Genomic DNA, 21806 nt, shown 5'->3' on the forward strand with positions numbered 1-21806 from the left:
TGACCGGCGAGATCGACAGCACCTTGCCGCGATACGTGCCGAACTTCTCGACCGGATAGCTGGCGTACGCCACCTTCACTTCCTGCCCCTTCTTCACGAAGCCGGCCTTCGACGACGGAATGTAGACCTCGGCGATCAGCCCGTCCGCCTTCGCGGGCAGGATCTCGACGACGCGCGTGCCCGGCGGGTCGATCACACCGCCCTGCACGATGTCGAGCCGCACGATCTGCCCGTCGGCCGGCGCGTACAGCACCTGGTTCACGTTCTCGTCGATGTTGTATTCCTTCGCGTTCAGTTCCTCCTGCTTGATCTTCAGTTCCGCGTTCGCGCCGTCGTACTTGCTCTGCATCGTGTCGAGGTCGCCGCGCAGCTTCATCGCGTTCTTCGCGAGTTCGGCGCGGCGCAGCAGCAGGTCCTGGTACGCCTGCCCCGCCTGCAGGTACTGCGTGTTGACCTGGTTGTACTGCTCGAGCGTCACGACCTGTTCGTCGAGCAGTTGCTTCACGCGCGCGCGCCGTTCGCCGTACTCGTCGACGATGCGCTTCTGGTCCTGGATCTGCCGGCCGATCAGTCCGCTGCTCTCGCCCTGCGCGGCGATCTGCTGGTTGATCTGCTGCACCGACGACTTGTACTCGAGCCGCGCCGCGTCGATCTGCTGCGTGACCTCGACGCGCTGCCGGTCGAGCGCCGCGCGCATCCCCTGCACGTTGTTGGCCTGGCTCACGAAACTCGTATCGCGCGTCACCGCGAGCAGCCGCTGGCCGGCCTTCACGTGCTGGTCCTTGCCGACGTAGACGTCGCGCACGGCCCAGCCCGGCGGCGCGCTGACGCCGATCAGCCCCGAGCGCGGCGTCAGCATCCCCGACACGCTCTCGGTGTTCGCATAGCTCAGTTCGACGAGCGCGGTCACGAACATCGCGAACATCGCAAGCGACAGGTAGCAGAAGAACCGCATCGACACCGGCACGTCGACGACGCCATGGATCACGGTGCCGAAGGTCGTGCCGCGCGCGAGCTTGCGCGACGGCTTCTGTTCTCGAAGGGCGGAATTCCAGGTCGGCATGGGGCGGGCTCGTCAGGAGCGACGCCGCGCGGCCGCATCGAGCAGCGGCGCCGGCATCAGGTAAGGCGTGAAGTGTTCCCAGAAATGCCACTGCTCTGGCTGGCGCACGAGCGCCTGCTCGAGCCGGTCGACGATGCGCTGGTGCGTCGCGCGCACGGGCGACGCGTCGTCGTCCGCGCCGAGCATCGGCGCGAGCGGGCTCGCCGCGAGCTCGGTGAAATGCACCGCGCAGCGATCGCGGAACGGCACGCCGGTCGCATACGCGACGAGCAGCGGAATCCCCTGCTCGACCGCGAGCTTCACGCCGCCGCCGGCCATCCGCACCCAGCGGCCGCCGAGCCGGCAGCGGTTGGTCTTGCCGAACTTGCCGTGCAGGTCGGAGAACAGCAGGAACACGGGCGCCTCGCGGCGCAGGCTCGTGATCAGCCGCCGCAGGTGCACGCGCTCCTCGATGTCGATGAACTCGACAACGCCTGCGCCGTATTCGGCGACGAGCCGCAACGCATCGTCGAAGAACGCGCCGGGCGCATCGCGGTGCAGGATCACCATCAGCTTGCGGTCGTCGGGAATCATGAAGCGCAGCTTCGTGACGAACAGCATCAGGTTGCCGAAATGCAGCCCCGCGAGCATCAGCGGGCCGCCGCGCGCGAGCGCCGCCTGCAGTTGCGCGCCGCCTTCGCACGCCATCCCGTCGATCATCGACTTCATCGATTCGAGGCTGTGCGACCGCAGCTTGAGCCCCGCGAACTCGGCCTCGAACAGCTCGCGCACGATCGCCGCCGACACTTCCCGCACGCGCCGCGGATCGTCGTTCAGGTGCGCGCCCAGCATGAACGCGACAGCGCGCTCGATCGACTCGCGAATGCACGGAAAGCAGCGCAGGCACGCGCCCGAGCACCAGCGCATCAGCCACAGCCCGCGCGCGGGCGACGTGCGCAGCGCGACGGCGCGCACCACGCGCCGCACCAGGAACGCATACGAGAACGGATTGAGCAGAAAAAGTCGTCCGAGCATCACTGCGTCTCCTCGGCCGAACGCCACGCGTCGGTCACATCGGTCAATACGCCGTCCCGCATCTCGCAGATCCGGTCGACCCGCGACAGGATCGACGCGTCGTGCGTGACGAGCACGATCGTGCACGGCAGTGTCAGCACGTTCCGGCAGATCTCGTGCGTCGTCGCCTGGTCGAGGTTCGACGAAAATTCGTCGAGGATCAGCAGGCGCGGCTCGCAATACAGCGCGCGTGCGATCAGGAGCCGCTGCATCTGTCCGGCCGACAGGAATTTCTGCGTATCGCCGAGCGGCGTGTCGTAGCGATGGTCGAGCCGCTCGATCTCGTCGTGAATGCACGCGAGCTTCGCCGCCTCGAACATCGCGCCGATCCGCGGCGCGGGCGCGAAGTTCGTGATGTTGTCGCGGATCGTCCCGCGAAACAGCTGGTCGGACTGCGTGACGGCCGCGAGATGCTTGCGGTACTGCCGCAGGTTCACTTCCGCGAGATCGACGCCGCCGACGAACAGCGTGCCGGGCTCGGGCCGCACGAGCCCGCAGATCAGGTTCAACAGCGTCGTCTTGCCGCTGCCGGTGCGGCCGACGATCGCGATCTTGCCGCCCGCCGGCACGTCGAGCGCGATGTCGCGCAGGATCGGGCGGTTGCCGCCCTTCGGCGTGTACGACAGCGCACGGATCGCCAGCGTGCCGTCGAAACCGTCGATCGGCCGCACGACCGCGTCCGGCTCGGGCTCCTCCGTCTCGGTCTGCAGCACGTCCGCGACGCGGTCCATGTGCACCTGCAGCACCTTGCGGCGCACGTAGAGCTGGATCGAGTCGATGAACTTGTCGGCGAACAGGTTCTTGTACTGGATGAATGCGTAGATCACGCCGATCGTGCTCTGCCCATGCATCACGAGCCACGCGCCGTACGTCACGATCACGAGCTGCTCGACGTGCACGATCCCTTTCGAGATCGCGTCGAACAGCAGCTGCAGCCGCTCCTGCTGGCGCATCGCCTGCAGCTTCTGCGTGAACGCGTTGACCCACAGGCTGCTGCGCGCGGTCTCGGCCGACAGCAGCTTGATCGAGTGCGCGGAGCGAATGTTCTCGATCAGCAGCGCGTCGGCTTCGGCGCCGCGCGTGAGGATCTGCGACATCGCGTCCTGCAGTTGCGGCTGGATCGCGAGCCGGCTCAGCGCGAACAGCACCATCCCCGCCAGGCTGATGCCGGCCAGCACCGGGCTGTAATACAGCATCAGCACGAGCGTCAGCGTGCAGGTGACGATATTGAGCAGCCCGCCGACCAGCCCGTCGACGAGAAAGCGCCCGACCTCCGACACCGACGACACGCGCGAGATCGAATCGCCGGTGTTGTGGAACAGGAAATAACCGATCGGCAGCCGCGCGAGATGCCCGACCATGTTCGCCGACAACTGCTGCGACACGATGTTGCGCAGGTAGCTCTTGATGTTGCCGACGAGGTTCGCGTAGAGCGTGTCGAACAGGAACACGATCGCGAACAGGATCGTCAGCAGGTACAGGATGTCGACGTCGGTCTTCTTCAGCGCCTCGTCGATCGTCAGCTGTACGTACGACGGGCCGAGCAGCAGCAGGAGCTGCGCGGCGACGCCGCCCGCGATGCCGATCGCGAGGCTCTTGCGGATGCCGGTCAACCCGTCGAGGTAGTCGCGCAGCCGGATCCGGTCGGCCTGCCCCGCCCGCGTGAAGCCGATGTCCGGATTCAGTTCGAGCGCGTAGCCGGTGATGTGCGTGAGCGCCTGCGCGAGCGGCAGCTTCGTCTCGCCGAGCGCGGGATCGACGATGTGCACGCTGCCGTAGCCGACCTTCGTCAGCACGACATAGTGGTTCATCCCCCAGTGCAGGATGCACGGCGTCTTGAGCGCGTCGAGCTCGCCCGCGTCGAACTGCAGCCCCCGTGCGCGCAGGCCGAGATCGTTCGAGATTTCCATCAGGTCGAAGAACGAGAGCCCGGAATCGATCCGGACCGGATAGCGGTTGCGCAGCGTGCGCAACGTGGTTTCGCGCCCGTGCCACGACGCGATCATCGCGAGGCAGGCCAGGCCGCACTCCGTCACCTCGTCCTGCAGGACCGGACGGACTTTACGCGTATTGAAGAGCATGGTCGGGCACCCGGGGCGCGACGACGCGCCGCCCGGGCCTGCCGCTAGCGGGCCCGTGGCGGGTCGTGCGCGATACGCATGGGCGCAGCCGGCACGCTGCCGGCTGCGACGGAAGATCGGTGTTACCGGCTGCTGGGCGGGCCGCTCAGCGCGACGAACCGAGCGACATCCGGAACTGTTCGACGGCGCGGATCTGGTACTGGGTCATCAGGCCCTGGAGCGTGGTCCCGATCGACTGGTTGACGAGATCGACCGTATAGGCGGCCGAATTGGAGTAAAGCGACGCGCCGCCGCGAATCTGGCGGGCCTGTTCTTCCGTGATGTCTCGCATTTGTCGTGGCCTTTATATTATCGGAATGCCCGCCACCGTCAGCCAATTGAAATATCAATGACCGTTCACTTTATTACGGGGAAAATCCGGCACTCCTGCCTCCTGATAATCGCCCGAACCGAAAATAACGCATTCGGATTCGCTTTATCTCCACTGCGGCGATCGATTCTTTTCCTTCTGTTTCGCAGCATTTCACGCGGGGGGCGCCTCCCCGCGCACGGCGGTTACTTGCCGGTGTTATTGAACGTCTTCGGGTTCTGCAGGTAATTGCCGAGGCTCGGCAGGAACTGGCCGAGCGCGGTCACCACCGGCGCGGCGTCAACGGCGAGGCTACCCAGCGAGCTGATCGCACCGCCGCCATGCACATTCCTGACCTGTTCCGTCGTCATGACCTTCATCATTCTCTCCTCGTAAAAAATAAAGATGATGCAAAGAACCTTCATTGAAAGACAAACGGCTTTTAATCCCTAGCGACTTGTTAATCTAATAATCACCGCGATTACGAGCCGAAATCAGGCTATCATGCGAGCGCATCGGAATTCAATGGAGGACACACTCTTACAGTGGCGTTTTCCGATGCACCACGGTTGACAGGCATTCACGCTGTTTGAATTTCAATTTCAATACGTTTAAATCCTGCCGCAATGCGTTACGGCATGGGCAGGAGACGGAGACGGCCATGTTTGAAACGAGGCGCGCGAATCGCGGACCGGCAACGCGAAATGCGGGTAATTCCCTATCAAGTTTTTCGACTAGGTGGAATCCCCGACTTGCAACCGTGACATTGTTCGCTGTAACGATAGGCGGCCTGTCCGCGAACGTGCAGGCGTTCTGCCTCGACACCGCGTTCCAGTACGCGGTCGTGCACGATCCGCGCTACCTGCAGGCGCGCAGCGAATACGACGCGGCCCGCCAGAAATTCCCCGAAGCGCGCGCGCAGATGCTGCCGCAGGCCGCCGCGCAACTCGAATGGGGACGCTACGGTACGCACGCGAACCTGTTCGGCATCGACGTCAGCGGGTCGAGCAATGCCGCATACGGTTCCGCGCAGGTCACGCAGGCGCTGTTCAACGTGCCCTACCTGTACGACATGCGGCGCGCGACCGAGTACGAGGAATCGGCGAAACAGAAGCTCGAGGTGGCGCGGCAGGACCTGATCCTGCGCGTCGCGAACGCGTGCTTCGACCTGCTGAGCGCGCGCGAGAAACTGCAGTCGGCCGACGACGAAGTGAACGCGCTCACCCGGCTCGAAAGCGACACGCGGCGCATGGCGCAGCTCGGGATGAAGACGATCGGCGATACGGCGGAAATCGAGGCGCGCCGCAGCCTCGCCGAATCCGACGAAGCCCTCGCGCAAACCGACGTCGACGCACGCCGTGCGCGCTACGAGACGCTGCTCGGTTCGACGATCGATTTCTCGCGCTGGCCGCGGCTCGCGATGCGCGGGTCGTCGCCGCGGATTCCGTCGGGCGACTACGCACCGCAGGACAACCCCGCGTACCGGCAGGCATATCGCGACGTCCAGGTCGCGCGGCTCGCCGCGAAGCGCGTCAGCGCCGAGCACTTGCCGACCGTCGACCTGTTCGCGTCGTATTCGCGGGGGCTCAACCCGAACCTGCGCGGGCTCACCGATCGCTCCGACTTCCATCAGAGCGCGGTCGGCGTGCAGGTGACGATTCCGATCTTCTCCGGCGGCAGCGTGTACTACCGGCAGGTGGAAGCCGAACACGTGACCGAGCAATACCGCAACCGGCTGCGCGAGGTCGAGGAGCAACTGGGCACCGATCATCGCGAGGCGCTGTCCGCGCTCGAATCGGTCGGCAAGCGCATCCGCGCGCTGCAGCAGTCGCTGCAGGCCGCGCGGCTCGCGTACGATTCGTCGATGAAGGCGCATCAGGTCGGCTACAGCACGACGTACGAGACGCTGAACCTGCGGCGCGACATCTCGGGCATCCGGCAGAAGCTGTTCGACAGCTATCTCGACGCGCTGAAGCTGCAGCTGAAGCTGAAAAGCGTGCTGGGTACGCTCGACGAACAGTCGCTGATCGCGGTGGACAGCTTCCTCGAAAGCAACGCGGCGAGCGACCGGAGTTGAACGCGGCGCGAGCCTGGTCGCCGCTCGTCAGTCGGGCGGCGGCAACACGACCGTGTCCTCCGGCCCGAGCACGCGCCCGTCCTGCGAACGCAGTTCGAGCTTCCTGACCGGCAACCCGCTCTTCCGGTCGACGAGCAGCACGTGTGCCTCGTCCGGTTCGAAGAAGAAATCCTCGCCCCACTGCCGCAGCGCGACGAGCAACGGAAACAGGCCACGCCCTTTCTCGGTCAGCACGTATTCGTGATGCGCGCCGCCGTCCGCGGCCGGCACGATGTCCATGATCCCGTGCGCGACCAGGTTGCGCAGACGCGCGGCCAGGATGTTCTTGGCCAGCCCGAGGTTCTTCTGGAATTCGCCGAAGCGGCGCAGCCCGTCGAACGCATCGCGGACGATCAGCAGCGACCACCAGTCGCCGATCGCGTCCAGCGGGCGGGCAACGCCGCAGAGGGAATCTTCGTGCGTGGTTCGTCTGTTCATCGATGCATGGGGCGATGCCGTTCCCGGCATGCGGGCGGAACGGCGGCCGTATCCGTTGAAATAAATGGTTGCAATATAAAACTCGTTACACGAAAGATCAATTGCCCGAGGCCCCACTGTTCGCGATCAACGAACGGAATGGTCGATCCAGGCCAGATTGGTACTTCAACGCATATTTAAAGCCAATAAATTCCGGCACTGCTCCCTTCCGATGCGTCATCACGCGCCCACGACCCGGTCATTCGGCAGCTATCCCAGCCATCTTTTTGGTTGCAACTTGAAACCCAGTATCCTACGCTTCGATTCGGTTTCAACTTGAAACCAAACTATCCGACTATCAGAAGGAGCGTTCGATGATCCGGTCCGATGCCACGTTCGACGGCACCTTTCCATTCGCCCCGCATTTCGACGACGCATCCGGCTTCCGGATGCACTACCTGGACGAAGGTCCGCACGATGGCGAAACCCTCCTGTGCCTGCATGGCGAACCCACTTGGGGTTATCTGTTCCGCCATCTGATTGCCGCGCTGAGCCCGACGCACCGCGTCGTCGTCCCCGATCATATGGGCTTCGGCAAAAGCGCGACGCCGCAGGACCGCAGCTACTGGCTGCAGGACCATGTCGACAACCTGGAGCGCTTCGTGCTCGCGCGCGGCCTCGATCGCATCACGCTCGTGATGCACGATTTCGGCGGCCCGGTCGGCATGGGGCTGGCCGCGCGGCATCCGGATCGCATCCGGCGGATCGTGTCCGCGAACGGGCCGACGCCGTTCGGCCAGCCCGATCTGGTCGAACGCCTGAACGCGAACGGTCGCGCGGCACCGTGGTTCCAGTGGATCGCGCGCGCGGCGGCGGACGATACGCTCGAGACGGTGCTCGGTCAGCTCGGCTTCAATATCCTGAGCACGCTGAAGCTGAACGGGTTCGAAAATCACGCGGTGATCAACGACACGTGGATCGCCGCATACGGTGCGCCGTTCGCGCAACCGGAGGACTGCGTCGGCGCGATCGGATGGGCCCGCGGGTTTGCCGCTGGCGCGCACCGGTTCGAGGAACCCGATGCGGCGGCGCTGCGCGCGATCCGCGACAAGCCCGCGCTCGCGATCTGGGGAGACGCCGACCGAACGCTCGGCGCCGAACACTTCCTGCCGCTCTTCACGGCACTGTTTCCGTCCGCGCCCGTCGAACGGCTGGCGGGCGTCGGGCACTACTGCTTCGAGGATGCGTCCGACGTCATTGCGTCACGCATCGCCGAATTCATCCGGGCCACCGGCTGAGTGTGTTCCGCGGCCGGCGCCACGACGCCCGGCTGCGGAACATGGCGTGCGCGGCCGCCTTCGCCACCGCGCACGCGCGACTTCACGTCAGTGGATGATCCGCGTCACGCCACGCCCACGCGGGTCGGCCATCGCTTCCGGTGTTTTGCCGTCGATCTTGATCACCTGGATGTCGCCGCTGAAATCCTGTCCCTTCAGCGTATAGCCGCGCGCCTCGATCTGCTTCGCGAGTTCGCCTTCGATCGGGTGGTACGGCTCCCAGAAGATCGTGTTCGGCGGCAGCAGCTGGTGATGGAAGCGCATCGCGCCGACGGCCTCCTTCAACGGCATCTTGAAGTCGTAGATGTTGTTGATCACCTGGAAGATCGACGTGAAGATGCGCGAGCCGCCCGGCGTGCCGATCACGAGCGACACCTTGCCGTCCTTGGTCATGATCGTCGGCGACATCGACGACAGCGGACGCTTCTTCGGTTCGATCGCGTTCGCGTCGCTGCCGACCACGCCGAACATGTTCGCGACGCCCGGCTTCGCGGAGAAGTCGTCCATCTCGTCGTTCAGCACGATGCCGGTGCCGTCGGCGATCACGCCCGAGCCGAAATAGCCGTTGATCGTGTACGTGTTCGACACTGCATTGCCCCACTTGTCGACCACCGAGAAGTGCGTCGTTTCAGCCTTCTCCGGCATCGTCGTGCCGAGGCCCGGCTGCACGCTCTTCGTATCCGACGGCTCCTTCGGGTTGACTTCGCCCGCCCGCTTCGCGATGTACGCGTCGTCGGTCAGCTGCGCGATCGGCACCTTGTAGAAATCCGGATCGCCGAGATACTGCGCACGATCGGCGAACACGCGCTTCTCGATTTCCGCGACGAGGTGGATGTACTGCGGCGAGTTGAGCTTCACGCCCTCGAAGTCCTGCTTGAGGTCGGCCTTCATCTTCAGCAGCTGCACGAGGCCGATGCCGCCCGAGCTCGGAGGCGGTGCGGTGATCACGTCATAGCCGTTCCACTTCGCCTGCACCGGCTGGCGCCACACCGCGCGGTACTGCGCGAGATCCTCGGTGGTGATCAGCCCGTTGCCGTCGCCGGTCTTCATCGACGCGGCGATCAGCTCGGCCGTCTTGCCCTTGTAGAAGCCCTCCGCGCCGCCGTCCGCGATGCGTGTGAGCACGTCGGCGAGATCCGGCTGCTTGAAGTTCACGCCCGCCTTCAGCCCGGAGAAATACTTGTCGAAGTTGGTCTTGCCGCCGAACTCCTTCGAGGCGTCGACGCCGCGCTGCGCGAGCTGCTCATCGACGACGAAGCCGTCACGCGCATAGTGGATCGCCGGCGCGAGCACCTGCTTCCATTTCAGCTTGCCGAAGCGCTTCTGCGCTTCCCACATGCCCGCGACCGTGCCCGGCACGCCGACCGCGCGCGGGCCGTACAGGCTCATGCCCTTGACGACGTTGCCGTCCTTGTCGAGATACATGTCCTTCGTCGCGGCAAGCGGCGCGCGCTCGCGGTAATCGATGAAGTACGGCTTGCCGTCCTTGTAGATCGTCATGAAGCCGCCACCGCCGATGTTGCCGGCTTCCGGATACGTGACGGCGAGCGTGAACGCGATCGCGACGGCCGCGTCGATCGCGTTGCCGCCTTCCTTGAAGATTCGCTCCGCGGCATCCGCGCTGTATTTGTCGGCGACCGCGACCGCCGAGCTCGTCAGGAGGGCCGGCTGCGGCCCCTTCGCATAGACGGGCGCGTTCGGCAGGAAGCCGATGCCGGCCACCGTCGCGAGCACGACAGCGGATGATTTGAAGCGATTCAGCGTAGTCATTGCATGTCCCCCATGTGGATCTCCTTCAGGCAGGAAAAGCACCTGTTCCGCTCATGGCCGCTGGCGCGCCGACGGCCACATCCGGTCTCGTAGTATAGGGGGACAAAAAGGGTCGAACACGGGGCGTGCCGCGAAAGCCTATTCGTCATGTGCGCGACGTCATGTCGAGGCGTCCGAACAGGGATGCGGATCGGTCGAAATGACGCGCGGTACCCGTCATCACGCAACGCACAAAAACCGAAAGTTGCGAACTGCGCGGAAGGCCGCGCGGCACATGCAAAAAAATCTGCAAACGTCCCTCCCGCTGCGTGGGCCGATCTGCGAAGATAGCGCCCCGCTTTCGCGGTGCATCATTTTTCGTGCACGCATCGCTTCACGTTTCTTCGTCTCGCTTCCTATGGCATCACACAATGCGCATCATGCGTCCGGCTTCGCGGCCGGTGTCGCCGCCGCCGTCCTCGTCGCGCAAACCGGCGCAACCGGCCCGTGGCATTCGGGCCTGTTCGCCGCGTTCGCGGCCGGCGTCGCGGGCGGCACCGCGCCCGACTGGCTCGAAGTCGCATGGTGGAGCCGCAAGCGCCGTTTGTGGATCACGCATCGCACCGTCACGCACTGGGGCATCGGCTGGATCGCGCTGCTGGCGCTCGGATGGCACGGGCTCATCCGTCATCCGCACCCCCTGTGGGCCGCACCGCTGTTCGGCTTCGCATGCGGCGGCTTGATGCACCTGCTCGCCGACTGGCCGAACCCGCTCGGCGTGCCGTGGATCTGGCGGCGTCACTCGCTCAACCTGTGGAAGAGCGGGCATTGCGACCTGATCGTCGTGGCCGCCGCATGGGGCGGCACGCTGTGGCTCGCGCAGTCGCTGTGCTCGCGTGCACCGCTGCTCGAGCACTGGCTCGGCTGGCTCAATCGCGTTTAATTGCAATTCGACGCAATTCGGCACGCGATCGGCGTGCCGACGCGCATGCAACTTTCCGTTCGTTGAAAGTGCGGTGACGGCCCCCATCTGAAGGGGAATCGTCGATACGCGTGCCCGGCGCGCACGCGCGACGTCTGGCACACTGACGATTCGATTCGCACGCGCGCCCTCCGCGCGCTTGCACCCCATTTCAACGCTCCGATGGACGTCACCACTACCTGCCCTGCCGCCCGTGCGCTCGACGTGTTCCACCCGGCCGTCGCCGCGTGGTTCGGGCGCACGTTCGCCGCGCCCACCGGCGCGCAGGCGCTTGCGTGGCCGCACATCAAGGCCGGCCGCTCGACGCTCGTCGCGGCGCCGACCGGCTCCGGCAAGACGCTCACCGCGTTCCTGTGTGCGCTCGACGATCTGGTGCGCGATGCGCTGGCGCATGACGGCACGCTGCCCGACGCGACGCTCGTCGTGTACGTGTCGCCGCTGAAAGCGCTGTCGAACGACATCCACGTGAACCTCGATGCGCCGCTGGCCGGCATCGCCGAATCGCTCGCGCAACTCGGCTTGCCGGTGCCGGCGATCCGCACCGCCGTGCGCACCGGTGACACGACGCAGGCCGAGCGCGCCGCGCTGCGCAAGCGCGCGCCGCACATTCTCGTCACGACGCCCGAGTCGCTGTACGTGCTGCTGTCGTCCACGTCGGGGCGGCAGATGCTGTCGAACGTGCGCTCGGTCATCGTCGACGAAATCCATGCGCTCGCGTCATCGAAGCGCGGCAGCCATCTCGCGTTGTCGCTCGAACGTCTCGACGCGCTGGCCGGCCGTGCGCTGCCGCGCATCGGGCTGTCGGCCACGCAAAAGCCGATCGACGCGGTCGCACGCTTCCTGGTCGGCGGCCCGGCAGACGCGCCGCGCGACTGCACGATCGTCGACACGGGCCACACGCGCGAGCGCGACCTCGCGCTCGAACTGCCGAACGTGCCGCTCGAACCCGTGATGGCAACCGACGTGTGGGAACAGGTGTACGACCGCATCGCCGGCCTCGCGGCCGCGCATCGCACGACGCTGGTGTTCGTCAACACGCGGCGCACCGCCGAGCGCATGGCGCGCCATCTCGCCGACCGGCTCGGCAAGGAAGCGATCGCCGCGCATCACGGCAGTCTCGCGAAGGAGCATCGCTTCGACGCCGAGCAGCGCCTGAAGCGCGGCGAACTGAAACTGCTCGTCGCCACGGCATCACTTGAACTCGGCATCGATATCGGCGACGTCGATCTCGTCTGCCAGGTCGGTTCGCCGCGCGGGATCGCACCGTTCCTGCAGCGCGTCGGCCGCTCCGGGCACCATGTCGGCGGCGTGCCGAAGGGCCGGTTGTTCCCGTTGTCGCGCGACGAGCTCGTCGAATGCGCGGCACTCCTCGATTGCGTGCAGCGCGGCGAGCTCGACACGCTGCGCATTCCCGAAGCGCCGCTCGACGTGCTCGCGCAGCAGATCGTCGCCGAAGTGGCGTGCACGGAATGGCAGGAAGACGCGCTGTATGCGAGCTTCACGCGCGCGGCGCCGTATGCGCGGCTGACGCGCGAGCGCTTCGACGAAGTGATGAAGATGCTCGCCGAAGGCTTCACGAGCCGGCGCGGCGTGCGCGGCGCGTACCTGCATCGCGACGTGGTCGGCGGCACCGTGCGCGGGCGCCGCAACGCGATGATGACCGCCACCACGTCGGGCGGCACGATCCCCGACATGGCCGACTACGCGGTGCTCCTCGAACCGCAGGGCATCCAGGTCGGCACGGTCAACGAGGATTTCGCGATCGAAAGCCTGGCCGGCGACTTGTTCCAGCTGGGCAACCAGTCGTACCGGATCATTCGCGTGGAAACGGGCCGCGTGCGGGTGGAGGATGCGCAGGGCCAGTCGCCGAACATTCCGTTCTGGCTCGGCGAGGCGCCGGGGCGCAGCGACGAGCTGTCCGCGGCGGTCGGCCGGCTGCGCGCGCGGCTCGACGGGCTGTTCGCCGATGGCGAACGGCAAGGGCAAGGGCATGCCCGAGGCGGTGAACGCACTGACGACGGTATCCGCGGGAAGACGACGGCTGAGACAAAGGCGACGACCAAGGCCAAGACCAAAGGCGGTGCAAAATCGACGCGACGTGCCGAAGCCGAAGCCGAAGCCGAAGCTGAAGCCGAAGCCGAAGCCGAAGCCGAAGCCGAAGCCGAAGCCGAAGCCGAAGCCGAAGCCGCGATCAGTGTACGAAACGACGTCGCCCGTGCCGCCCCTGCCAGCCCGGCCGACAGCCGCCTCGCGCCTGCATTGCGCTGGCTCGTCGACGATCTGCACCTGTCGCCCGACGCCGCACACCAGATCGCCGACTATCTCGCGCGCACGCGCGCCGCGCTCGGCGCGCTGCCGACGCAGGACACGCTCGTGATGGAGCGCTTCTTCGACGAATCGGGCGGCACGCAGCTCGTGATCCATTCGCCGTTCGGCAGCCGCATCAACCGCGCGTGGGGGCTCGCGCTGCGCAAGCGCTTCTGCCGCAGTTTCAACTTCGAGCTGCAGGCGGCCGCGACCGACGACGCGATCATCCTGTCGCTGTCGCTCGCGCACAGCTTCGCGCTCGACGAAGTGTGGCGCTACCTGCGTTCGACGAGCGCCGAGCACGTGCTGGTCCAGGCCCTGCTCGACGCGCCGATGTTCGGCGTGCGCTGGCGCTGGAACGCGACGACCGCGCTTGCATTGCCGCGCTTCACCGGCGGCAAGCGCACCGCGCCGCAACTGCAGCGGATGAAGAGCGACGACCTGCTCGCGATCGTGTTCCCCGATCAGGTCGCGTGCCTCGAGAACATCGTCGGCGAGCGCGAGATCCCGCATCACCCGCTCGTCGACCAGACGCTCGACGACTGCCTGCACGACGCGATGGACACCGAGGGCTGGCTTGCGCTGCTGCGCCGGATCGAGAGCGGCGCGATCGAGCTCGTCGCGCGCGACCTGCCCGCGCCGTCGCCGCTCGCGGCCGAGATCCTGAACGCAAAACCCTACGCGTTCCTCGACGATGCACCGCTCGAGGAACGCCGCACGCAGGCCGTGCAGTCGCGCCGCTGGAGCGATCCCGAATCGACCGACGATCTCGGGGCGCTCGACGCCGACGCGATCGATGCGGTGCGCGACGAAGCCTGGCCGCTCGTGCGCGACGCGGACGAAATGCACGACGCGCTGCTCACACTCGCGTGCATCGCCGATCGCGAAGCTCACCAACACGAGGGCTGGCTCGACCGGCTCGCGGAACTCGCCGAACGCCGCCGTGCGACGAAACTCGTGATACCCGGCGACGCCGCGCTATGGGTACCGGTCGAACGACTCGTATGCGTGCGTGCGCTGCATCCCGGCGCACGCATCGTGCCGGCGCTCAAGGTGCCGGCCGCCTGCGCGCAGCCGTGGGAAGCCGATGCCGCACTCGTCGACGTGATCCGCGCACGGCTCACCGGCTTCGGACCGCTTGCGCTCGACGCGATCGCGGCACCGCTCGGCCTGCCGCCTGCGTCGGTCGCGACGGCACTCGCGGCGCTGGAACGCGAAGGCTATGTGATGCGCGGCCGGTTCACGCCGGGCACGACGACGGACGAATGGTGCGAACGCCATCTGCTTGCACGCATTCATCGCTATACGGTGAAGCGGCTACGTCGCGAGATCGAGCCGGTCGAGCGTGCAGACTTCATGCGCTTCCTGTTTCACTGGCAACACCTGACGCCGGACACGCGCGGCACGGGCCGCGACGCACTCGCGGCCGTGGTCGAACAGCTCGAAGGCTACGAGGCCGCGGCGAGCGCCTGGGAAGACGCGTTGCTGCCCGCGCGGCTCACCGACTACATGGCGGGCGGGCTCGACGAGCTGTGCCGCTCGGGCAAGCTCGTGTGGACACGCATCGGCGCACCGGCGCGCGCGGCCGGCACACCCGTGAAGACGACGCCGATCGTGCTGCTGCCGCGCCGCCACCTCTCCGCGTGGCAGGCGCTGCGCGATCCCGACGCGCAACCGGCGCTGTCCGCGCGCGCCACGCAGGTACGCGACGCCCTCGCCGCGCATGGCGCGATGTTCTTCGATGCGCTGCTCGACGACCTGCACATGCTGCCCGTCGAACTCGAACAGGCACTCGGCGAACTCGTGTCGGCCGGCCTCGTGAATGCGGACAGCTACGCGGGCCTGCGTGCGCTGTTGAAGCCCGCCGTCAAGCGCAGCGCGACCTATGCGCCACGCACCCGGCGCGGCGGTGCGCTGATCGGCGGGATGGATGACGCGGGTCGCTGGGCACTCGTGCAACGTCACGCGCCGCCGGACGATGCGCCCGTGCCGAAACGCGGCCAGGCCGCGACCGACCCCGACGCGCTCGAACACATCGCCTGGACGCTGCTGCGCCGCTACGGCGTCGTGTTCTGGCGGCTGCTCGAACGCGAAGCCGACTGGCTGCCGAGCTGGCGTGAACTCGTGCGGGTACTGCAGCGCCTCGAAGCGCGCGGCGAGATTCGCGGCGGACGCTTCGTCGCCGGGCTCGCGGGCGAACAGTTCGCGCTGCCCGAAGCGATTCCGATCCTGCGCGAGCTGCGGCGACAACCCGGTGACGGACAGTACGTGTGCGTGACGGGCGCCGATCCGCTGAATCTTGCCGGCACGCTGCTGCCCGGCGACAAGGTGCCGGCACTGGCCGGCAATCGCGTGCTGTTCCGCGACGGCGTGCCCGTCGCCTCGCTGGTTTCGGGGGCGTTCCACTACGCCCCCGAACTGTCGCCCGCCGCGCGCGAGGATGCCCGCCTGCGGCTCGCACGCCACTGCTGACATCGGCTGACACGCGACACCGCACGGACTACTGATCACTGGGCCGCGCTGCCGCCGTCGTTCGGGTAGCATCGAACGATTTTCCGCACGAGCGCCCGCGCTCGAACACAACAAGACTTCCGGAGACTGCTGGCCATGCCCTCGCATGTCGAATCGCCCGCCGCTCATCACGCGGGCTCGCTGACGATTTTCCAGGGCGCCGCGCTCTATATCGGCGCGGTGCTCGGCACCGGCGTGATCGCGCTGCCCGCACTGGCCGCCGAGGTGGCGGGGCCCGCCTCGCTACTCGCCTGGGCGGCGTTGGTCGTGCTGTCCGGGCCGCTCGCGGCCACCTTCGCCGCACTCGGCGCGCGCTATCCCGACGCAGGCGGCGTCTCGACCTATGCGCGGCGCGCATTCGGGCCCAAAGCTGCGGCGATCGTCGGATGGTGCTTCTACTTCGCGGTACCGGCCGGCGCACCGGCCGCCGCCATGTTCGGCGGCGCATACGTCGCGGCCGTCACGGGCGGCGGGCACACGACGGTCATCGTCACCGCTGCCGCGCTGATCGCGACCGTGTCGGCCGCGAATGCATTCGGCGTCACGGTTTCGGGCCGCATGCAGCTCGTGCTGTCGGCACTGCTCGTCACGCTGCTGCTCGCCGCGGTGCTCGCCTCCGCGCCGCACGCGCGCACCGCGAACCTGCATCCGTTCGCGCCGCACGGCTGGCTCGCGGTCGGCCAGGCTGCCGCGCTGCTCGTGTGGAGTTTCGCCGGCTGGGAAGCGATCACGCATCTCGCGGCCGAATTCCGCCGGCCCGCGCACGACATGCCGCGCTCGGCGGGAATTGCGGTCGTGGTGGTCGGGTTTCTGTATCTGTCGGTTGCTGCCGCGAGCGTGACGGTGCTCGGGCCGTCCGCGGGCGGAACGGGTGCGCCGCTCGCCGAACTGATCGCGGGCGGCATCGGCGGCCATGCGCAGGTGCTGGCCGCCGCGGCCGCAGTGCTGCTCACGCTCGGTACGATGAACGCGTATTTCGCGGGCGCGGCGAAGCTCGGCGCGGCGCTCGGGCGCGACGGCGCATTGCCCGCGTGGCTCGCGCAAGGCAGCCAGGTCGGCGGCGTCCCGCGCCGCAGCCTCGGTGTGATCGCCCTGCTCGCAGTGGTCGCACTCGCTGCGACGACGCTGTCGGACGTCGGGCCGAAGCCGCTCGTGCTCGTCACCTCGGGGTGCTTCGTGATGGTGTACGGGCTCGGCGCGGCCGCCGCGCTGAAACTGCTGCCGCGCGGCGGCATCGCACACCGTTGCGCATGGATTTCGCTGGTCGCGGTGGCCGCGCTGTTCCTGACGACCGGCTGGTACATCCTGTGCCCGCTGCTGCTCGCGGGCGGTGCGCTGCTCTATCTGCAGGTGGCCGGACCGCGCCAGTGACCCGGCAGCTGCGCGCGGGCCGGCCCGCGCCTGCTGGCGGCGACGCGCGGGCTGATCATCCCCGAACCGCTGGCCGGATTGCCGGCCACGCCGCCGCGCGCATCCTGCGTAGGGGCGCGGCCTCGGCCGTCCGCCGATACTTCGCGCCCGTCAGGCGGGCACCAGCTCGAAGCTGAGCCGTTTGCCGAGCGCGGTGGCCGCGCTCGCGAGCGTCGCCAGCGTGAGGCTCGTGTCGGTTTCGTCGAGGAGGCGGTTGAGCGCGGCGCGGCTGGTTTTCATCCGTGCGGCCATCGCGGTTTTCGTGATGTGCTGCGCCTTCATTTCCTGCCCGATCTGCCACGCGATCACGCGCTTGATCGCGGTGGCGGTGGCCGCTTCGAGATTGTCGTCCTCCTCGAGGAAGGTATCGAAATCGCTGCCGATATGCGGATTGTTCGTGGTCGTCATGGGTACTCCAGTGCATGGCGTTGCCGGTGGCCTGACCGTCGAAGACGGCGCGTTCCGGCGCAACCGGGAAATTCAGATGGCGCGCATCAGCGCTTTCAGGCGCGCGACGGTGACATCGAGATCGTCCGACGGCGTGGCCCGCGACTGCTTGAAGAAGCCGTGCAGCAGGACGATCGTGTCGCCGACGACCGTAAACAGCACGCGCGCGCTTCGCCCCGGCAACATCACGCGGATCTCCCACAGATCCTGCGCCATCTTCCGAACGAGCGGCATGCCGAGCGGCCAGCCGAGTTGAACGGTCTTGATCTCTTCGCCGATCGCCCTTCGCTCCGCTTGCCCGAGCGCCTTCAGCCATTCGCGCACCGGCTCGTTGCCACGGGCCGTCTGGAAGAATCGCACGCCGAGCGTGACCTGGATCTGCTGTCTCGTCATCGTCTTGACACCAATCGTACCAAAATCGGTACGATATGCCAAGCACCCCGCAGCCGGCTACTGACCGGATGGCCAACCCGGCAGCCGGGAACGGCGGCCGGTCCGCCCGCTCAATCGTCGCGACGAGCCGGCTTGCGCGCCGCACGTGACGTCCCGCGCTCACGCGTCTCGCCGAACCGCGACCGCGCGATGTCGCGCACGGCGTCGATCAGCGTTCGCGCGACCGGCGACGGCTGCGCATCGGTGCGCAGCACCAGCCCGACCGGCTCGTCGGTGCCCGCCGCCGGCAGCGGCAGGCGTGCCAGCGCCCCGGCCGACAGGTCGTATTCGGCCGCATAGAGCGGCACGAACCAGACCGCGTCGTTTTCGAGCGCGAGCGCACGCGCGACCGATACCGACAACACCTCGATGAACGCATCCAGCGGCGGCACGCCGCAAGCACCAAGCAGTTGCTCGGCCGACTGGCGGATCAGCGTGCCGAACGGCGGCAGCACGACCGGATAGCGCACAAGCTCGGCCGCCGGCGCCGCATTCGAGAGCAGCGGATGCCCGGCGCGCACGACGGCGACGAGCGGCTCGTTGTACAACTGCTCGAACGCGAGCCCGATCATCCGCTCCGGCTCCGACAGCCGCCCGATCGCGCACTCGATCGCGCCGGACTTCAGGCGCTCGAGCAGATCGGCGTTCGCGGCCGTCGCGATCCGCACGACGACGCGCGGCCAGCGCTCCGCGAGCGCCTTCATCAACGCGGGCGCGAGCGATGCCGCGACGGTCGGCAACATGCCGATTTCCAGCGTCGCCGCGGCGGCCCCGCCTTCGCGCGCGAGCAGCCCGACACCTTGCCGCAGCGCCAGCACGCACGCGTTCGCGTGCGGCATGAACAGTTGCGCCTCGCGGGTCGGCTGCGCGCCCTGCCGGCCGCGCTCGAACAGCTTCACGCCGAGGATCGCCTCCAGCTCGGCGATCGTCTTCGAAACGGCCGGCTGCGTGATCGACAGGCTTTCGGCTGCCTTCTGCACGCCGCCCAGCTGGGCGACCGCGAGAAAGCACTGCAGGTGCCGAAACTTGACGCGGCCGTCGGCGATACGGTTATTCATAACGGGTGGTTATGCGATTGACGATGAAATGCCATTTTGCATAACTTTCCGGATAGCCCCAAGCGCTTGACGATACGTCACGCGTCACGCGTTGCGCCGCAGCGCCTGGAAACCGGCCGGCTCCCACATCCGCTTCGCGATCAGCAAGCTGGTGCCGCGCTTCTGCGCGAGCGGGGCCGACGACGATTCCGCATGCAGCGCGGCCGCCTTGCTGCGCAGCCGGCGCAATTCCAGTTCGAGCTCGGCGGAAGCGGCCTCCGTCAGCATCCCCTGCGAGAACGTCATCGTCTCGCCTTCGCCGTCGAAGCGGCTGTCGAGGAAATCGCCGAGCGCGTGCGCATGGAAGTAACGGCGGATCGGCCCGCCCGGCAGCCAGTCGAAATCCCGCGCGACGCGCACGCGAATCCGGTCGCCTGGCAACAGCGCGACGACGTTCATCCGGTCGAGCATCAGCAGGTATTTCACGCATTCGGCCTTCGTCACCTGATAGGCCGACACGATGTCCTGCACCGTCCAGTAGTTGATCGCGCAGACGGCGACGAGCAGCAGCTTGTCGTCCGACACGAGCAGCGCCTCCTGCTGCTCGGTCAGCACGTGCAGCCTCGGCGCCGACGCGGACGCCTCCTGCACGAGCTCGGCCAGCGTATAGCCGAGCAGCTGGGAGATCTCCACGACGCGCTCCAGCGTGAAGCGGCCGCTGGCGAACAGCCGCTTCACGCTGGTCTCGGAAACGTCGAGCGCACGTGCGACGTCGCGGTAGGTCATGCCCTGCGCCTTCAGCTGGCGCTTCAGCATGTCGATGAGTTGGGCGGTTTCGGTCATGTTGGTATCGAAAAGTGATGCTCGAGGTCAGATATTAGGCTACCTGCGCGCGCCGGTGAACACATTCGGATACTTGTCTGCATAATCCACTCCGTGCTGTCACTGAACGACGGAGCCGACATGACCACCCGAACCGACACCGCTGCCTACGAATCGCATCACCCCGCCCCGCGCGATGCCCGCGACACCGATCGCACGATGCCGCTCGCCACGGTCCGCACGCTGGCCGCCAGCGCGCACGTCGGGGATCTCGTGTTCATCCGCGTGACGGCGAATGCGCCGCGCGACGCGGCAGGCGCGACGGGTGCGTGGGCCAATCGCTTCGGCATCGTGGTCGACACATCGGGCGACGAGCCCGTGATCGCCGAACCGGCGCTGGCGTGGACGAAGCTCACGCCGCTATCGCGCTTCGTCGCCCGTACCGACGGCGGACGCATCGCGCTGGCCCGTCGCGTCGCGGAGCCGAGCGCCGATGCGCAGCGCCAGGTGCACGCAACCGCCGAACAACGGATCGACGCCCTGCTCGGCAACCGCTTCAACCTGCGGACGCGGCGCGGGTTCTGCGCGCGCTACGCGAGCGACGTGCTCGGTGCCGACCGGGATGCGACGCCGGCCGCCCTGCTGCGCAGCGGCACGCTGTCACTCGAATTCGACGGGATCGTGTTCGATCCCGGCCGCCCGTCATAACAGGCGCTCAGGGAGACCGGATAACAACAAGAACGACAACACAAAAAAGCGGCGACGGGCTGGCTGGAGGGCCGTGCACGGGGTCGTCACCGACGACGCGAAGCCCGATCGCTTTTTCCGCCGGACAGGCATCCTGTCCGGCGGAATTTTCATTGGTGCATCGGACATAACGAACGGTTATGCGATTCGCGAAAAAAGGTCATTTTGCATAACTTTCCGGATTGGCTAAAGTCGTGCCATCCACTTCGCGAAATACCTATCAGGAGACGCTCCGATGGATTCCCCCACGATCCTCACGCCGCGCGACTGGCCGTCGCATCCGGCCTATGTCCACCCCGAGTACCGTTCGTCCGTGAAGCGCGGCCCGACGCGCCCGCTGATCCCGCTGAAGGAGAAGCTCCGCGACCAGTACGCGCCCGTCTACGGCGCCGAAGATCTCGGCGCGCTCGACCATGACCTGACGAAGAACGCCGTGAAGAACGGCGAGCCGCTCGGCGAGCGCATGGTCGTCACGGGCCGCGTGCTCGACGAAGGCGGCAAGCCCGTGCGCAACACGCTCGTCGAGGTGTGGCAGGCGAACGCCGCCGGCCGCTACGTGCACAAGGTCGACCAGCACGACGCGCCGCTCGACCCGAACTTCCTCGGCGCCGGCCGTTGCCTGACCGACGACGAAGGCCGCTACCGCTTCCTGACGATCAAGCCCGGCGCATACCCGTGGGGCAACCATCCGAACGCGTGGCGCCCCAATCACATCCACTTCTCGCTGTTCGGCGATTATTTCGGCTCGCGTCTCGTCACGCAGATGTACTTCCCCGGCGACCCGCTGCTCGCGTACGACCCGATCTTCCAGGGCACGCCCGAGGCCGCGCGCGATCGCCTGATCTCGCGCTTCTCGATGGACATCACCGAAGAAGGCTATGCGCTCGGCTACGAATTCGACATCGTGCTGCGCGGCCGCGACGCTACCCCGATGGAGCGCTGAACC

At 67.1% G+C, this 21806-nt stretch carries 18 protein-coding genes; 7 read left to right on the forward strand and 11 right to left on the reverse strand.

Translation table 11 applies throughout. From position 1 onward, the window contains the following. The 5 genes from G3N96_RS15755 to G3N96_RS15775 all read right to left on the reverse strand — a co-directional run. A partial coding sequence (locus tag G3N96_RS15755; protein WP_206137745.1) for an HlyD family efflux transporter periplasmic adaptor subunit occupies positions 1-1063 on the reverse strand: 1063 nt, incomplete at its 3' end. Positions 1064-1075: 12 nt separating this feature from the next. Beyond that, positions 1076-2080, reverse strand: coding sequence for a hypothetical protein (locus G3N96_RS15760; RefSeq protein ID WP_206137746.1), 1005 nt, complete (start codon positions 2078-2080; stop codon positions 1076-1078). Beyond that, a complete protein-coding gene (locus tag G3N96_RS15765) occupies positions 2077-4197 on the reverse strand; it encodes a peptidase domain-containing ABC transporter (protein WP_206137747.1) in 2121 nt (706 codons plus the stop codon). The genes G3N96_RS15760 and G3N96_RS15765 overlap by 4 nt, the downstream gene beginning before the upstream one ends. A 145-nt stretch (positions 4198-4342) precedes the next feature. Then, complete coding sequence (locus G3N96_RS15770; RefSeq protein ID WP_124577647.1) at positions 4343-4528, reverse strand: hypothetical protein; 186 nt, start codon at positions 4526-4528, stop codon at positions 4343-4345. A 224-nt stretch (positions 4529-4752) separates the two neighbouring features. Further along, entirely contained in the window at positions 4753-4926 is a 174-nt protein-coding gene (locus G3N96_RS15775; protein ID WP_006495012.1) for a hypothetical protein, read from the reverse strand. A gap of 281 nt (positions 4927-5207) precedes the next feature. Between G3N96_RS15775 and G3N96_RS15780 the strand changes: the two genes are divergently transcribed. Beyond that, the gene (locus G3N96_RS15780) at positions 5208-6623 is read left to right on the forward strand and encodes a TolC family protein (RefSeq protein ID WP_124577645.1); all 1416 of its coding nucleotides are present in this window, start codon (positions 5208-5210) and stop codon (positions 6621-6623) included. Positions 6624-6650: 27 nt separating this feature from the next. Here G3N96_RS15780 and G3N96_RS15785 read toward each other — a convergent pair whose 3' ends face one another. Beyond that, a complete protein-coding gene (locus G3N96_RS15785) occupies positions 6651-7100 on the reverse strand; it encodes a helix-turn-helix domain-containing protein (RefSeq protein ID WP_039356969.1) in 450 nt (149 codons plus the stop codon). Between the two features lie 353 nt (positions 7101-7453). On the opposite strand from G3N96_RS15785, the gene G3N96_RS15790 reads away from it, so the two are divergent. After that, a complete protein-coding gene (locus tag G3N96_RS15790) occupies positions 7454-8377 on the forward strand; it encodes an alpha/beta fold hydrolase (protein WP_206137748.1) in 924 nt (307 codons plus the stop codon). A gap of 87 nt (positions 8378-8464) precedes the next feature. On the opposite strand, the gene ggt is transcribed toward G3N96_RS15790, so the two are convergent. After that, a complete protein-coding gene (gene ggt / locus G3N96_RS15795; RefSeq protein WP_206137749.1) occupies positions 8465-10186 on the reverse strand; it encodes a gamma-glutamyltransferase in 1722 nt (573 codons plus the stop codon). Positions 10187-10583: 397 nt separating this feature from the next. Between ggt and G3N96_RS15800 the strand changes: the two genes are divergently transcribed. The 3 genes from G3N96_RS15800 to G3N96_RS15810 all read left to right on the forward strand — a co-directional run bounded on the left by G3N96_RS15800 (position 10584) and on the right by G3N96_RS15810 (position 17336). Beyond that, positions 10584-11108: a metal-dependent hydrolase gene (locus G3N96_RS15800; protein ID WP_206137750.1), complete on the forward strand. Its 525-nt coding sequence runs from the start codon at positions 10584-10586 to the stop codon at positions 11106-11108. Positions 11109-11309: 201 nt separating this feature from the next. Beyond that, a complete protein-coding gene (locus G3N96_RS15805) occupies positions 11310-15926 on the forward strand; it encodes a DEAD/DEAH box helicase (RefSeq protein WP_206137751.1) in 4617 nt (1538 codons plus the stop codon). Positions 15927-16061: 135 nt separating this feature from the next. After that, complete coding sequence (locus G3N96_RS15810) at positions 16062-17336, forward strand: amino acid permease (protein ID WP_206137752.1); 1275 nt, start codon at positions 16062-16064, stop codon at positions 17334-17336. A gap of 150 nt (positions 17337-17486) precedes the next feature. Here the strand turns inward: G3N96_RS15810 and G3N96_RS15815 are convergent, their stop codons facing one another. The 4 genes from G3N96_RS15815 to G3N96_RS15830 form a co-directional block, all read right to left on the reverse strand. Further along, positions 17487-17783: an XRE family transcriptional regulator gene (locus G3N96_RS15815; protein WP_206137753.1), complete on the reverse strand. Its 297-nt coding sequence runs from the start codon at positions 17781-17783 to the stop codon at positions 17487-17489. A gap of 72 nt (positions 17784-17855) precedes the next feature. Next, a complete protein-coding gene (locus tag G3N96_RS15820; RefSeq protein WP_206137754.1) occupies positions 17856-18215 on the reverse strand; it encodes a type II toxin-antitoxin system RelE/ParE family toxin in 360 nt (119 codons plus the stop codon). A gap of 110 nt (positions 18216-18325) precedes the next feature. Beyond that, positions 18326-19312: a pca operon transcription factor PcaQ gene (pcaQ, locus tag G3N96_RS15825; RefSeq protein WP_206137755.1), complete on the reverse strand. Its 987-nt coding sequence runs from the start codon at positions 19310-19312 to the stop codon at positions 18326-18328. Positions 19313-19396: 84 nt separating this feature from the next. Continuing rightward, positions 19397-20134, reverse strand: a complete 738-nt coding sequence (locus G3N96_RS15830; protein ID WP_124577629.1) for a helix-turn-helix transcriptional regulator — start codon at positions 20132-20134, stop codon at positions 19397-19399. A gap of 120 nt (positions 20135-20254) precedes the next feature. On the opposite strand from G3N96_RS15830, the gene G3N96_RS15835 reads away from it, so the two are divergent. Together G3N96_RS15835 and pcaH are read left to right on the forward strand one after the other, a co-directional pair. Next, entirely contained in the window at positions 20255-20821 is a 567-nt protein-coding gene (locus G3N96_RS15835; protein ID WP_206137756.1) for a YiiX/YebB-like N1pC/P60 family cysteine hydrolase, read from the forward strand. A gap of 274 nt (positions 20822-21095) precedes the next feature. Beyond that, positions 21096-21803 (forward strand): protocatechuate 3,4-dioxygenase subunit beta, encoded by a 708-nt coding sequence (gene pcaH / locus G3N96_RS15840; RefSeq protein WP_006489685.1) that lies wholly within the window; start codon positions 21096-21098, stop codon positions 21801-21803. Positions 21804-21806 lie beyond the last annotated feature (3 nt).

The sequence above is a fragment of the Burkholderia sp. Se-20373 genome (assembly GCF_017104705.1).
Classification (GTDB): Bacteria; Pseudomonadota; Gammaproteobacteria; order Burkholderiales; family Burkholderiaceae; genus Burkholderia.

Excerpts from the sequence above, each read along its gene's own strand:
- G3N96_RS15790 (WP_206137748.1), top strand. The coding sequence starts at position 7,454 with ATGATCCGGTCCGATGCCACGTTCGACGGCACCTTTCCATTCGCCCCG.
- G3N96_RS15805 (WP_206137751.1), top strand. The coding sequence starts at position 11,310 with ATGGACGTCACCACTACCTGCCCTGCCGCCCGTGCGCTCGACGTGTTC.
- G3N96_RS15780 (WP_124577645.1), top strand. The coding sequence starts at position 5,208 with ATGTTTGAAACGAGGCGCGCGAATCGCGGACCGGCAACGCGAAATGCG.
- pcaQ (WP_206137755.1), bottom strand. The coding sequence starts at position 19,312 with ATGAATAACCGTATCGCCGACGGCCGCGTCAAGTTTCGGCACCTGCAG.
- ggt (WP_206137749.1), bottom strand. The coding sequence starts at position 10,186 with ATGACTACGCTGAATCGCTTCAAATCATCCGCTGTCGTGCTCGCGACG.
- G3N96_RS15830 (WP_124577629.1), bottom strand. The coding sequence starts at position 20,134 with ATGACCGAAACCGCCCAACTCATCGACATGCTGAAGCGCCAGCTGAAG.
- G3N96_RS15815 (WP_206137753.1), bottom strand. The coding sequence starts at position 17,783 with ATGACGACCACGAACAATCCGCATATCGGCAGCGATTTCGATACCTTC.
- G3N96_RS15765 (WP_206137747.1), bottom strand. The coding sequence starts at position 4,197 with ATGCTCTTCAATACGCGTAAAGTCCGTCCGGTCCTGCAGGACGAGGTG.
- G3N96_RS15770 (WP_124577647.1), bottom strand. The coding sequence starts at position 4,528 with ATGCGAGACATCACGGAAGAACAGGCCCGCCAGATTCGCGGCGGCGCG.
- G3N96_RS15835 (WP_206137756.1), top strand. The coding sequence starts at position 20,255 with ATGACCACCCGAACCGACACCGCTGCCTACGAATCGCATCACCCCGCC.
- G3N96_RS15775 (WP_006495012.1), bottom strand. The coding sequence starts at position 4,926 with ATGAAGGTCATGACGACGGAACAGGTCAGGAATGTGCATGGCGGCGGT.
- G3N96_RS15785 (WP_039356969.1), bottom strand. The coding sequence starts at position 7,100 with ATGAACAGACGAACCACGCACGAAGATTCCCTCTGCGGCGTTGCCCGC.
- G3N96_RS15810 (WP_206137752.1), top strand. The coding sequence starts at position 16,062 with ATGCCCTCGCATGTCGAATCGCCCGCCGCTCATCACGCGGGCTCGCTG.
- G3N96_RS15820 (WP_206137754.1), bottom strand. The coding sequence starts at position 18,215 with ATGACGAGACAGCAGATCCAGGTCACGCTCGGCGTGCGATTCTTCCAG.
- pcaH (WP_006489685.1), top strand. The coding sequence starts at position 21,096 with ATGGATTCCCCCACGATCCTCACGCCGCGCGACTGGCCGTCGCATCCG.
- G3N96_RS15800 (WP_206137750.1), top strand. The coding sequence starts at position 10,584 with ATGGCATCACACAATGCGCATCATGCGTCCGGCTTCGCGGCCGGTGTC.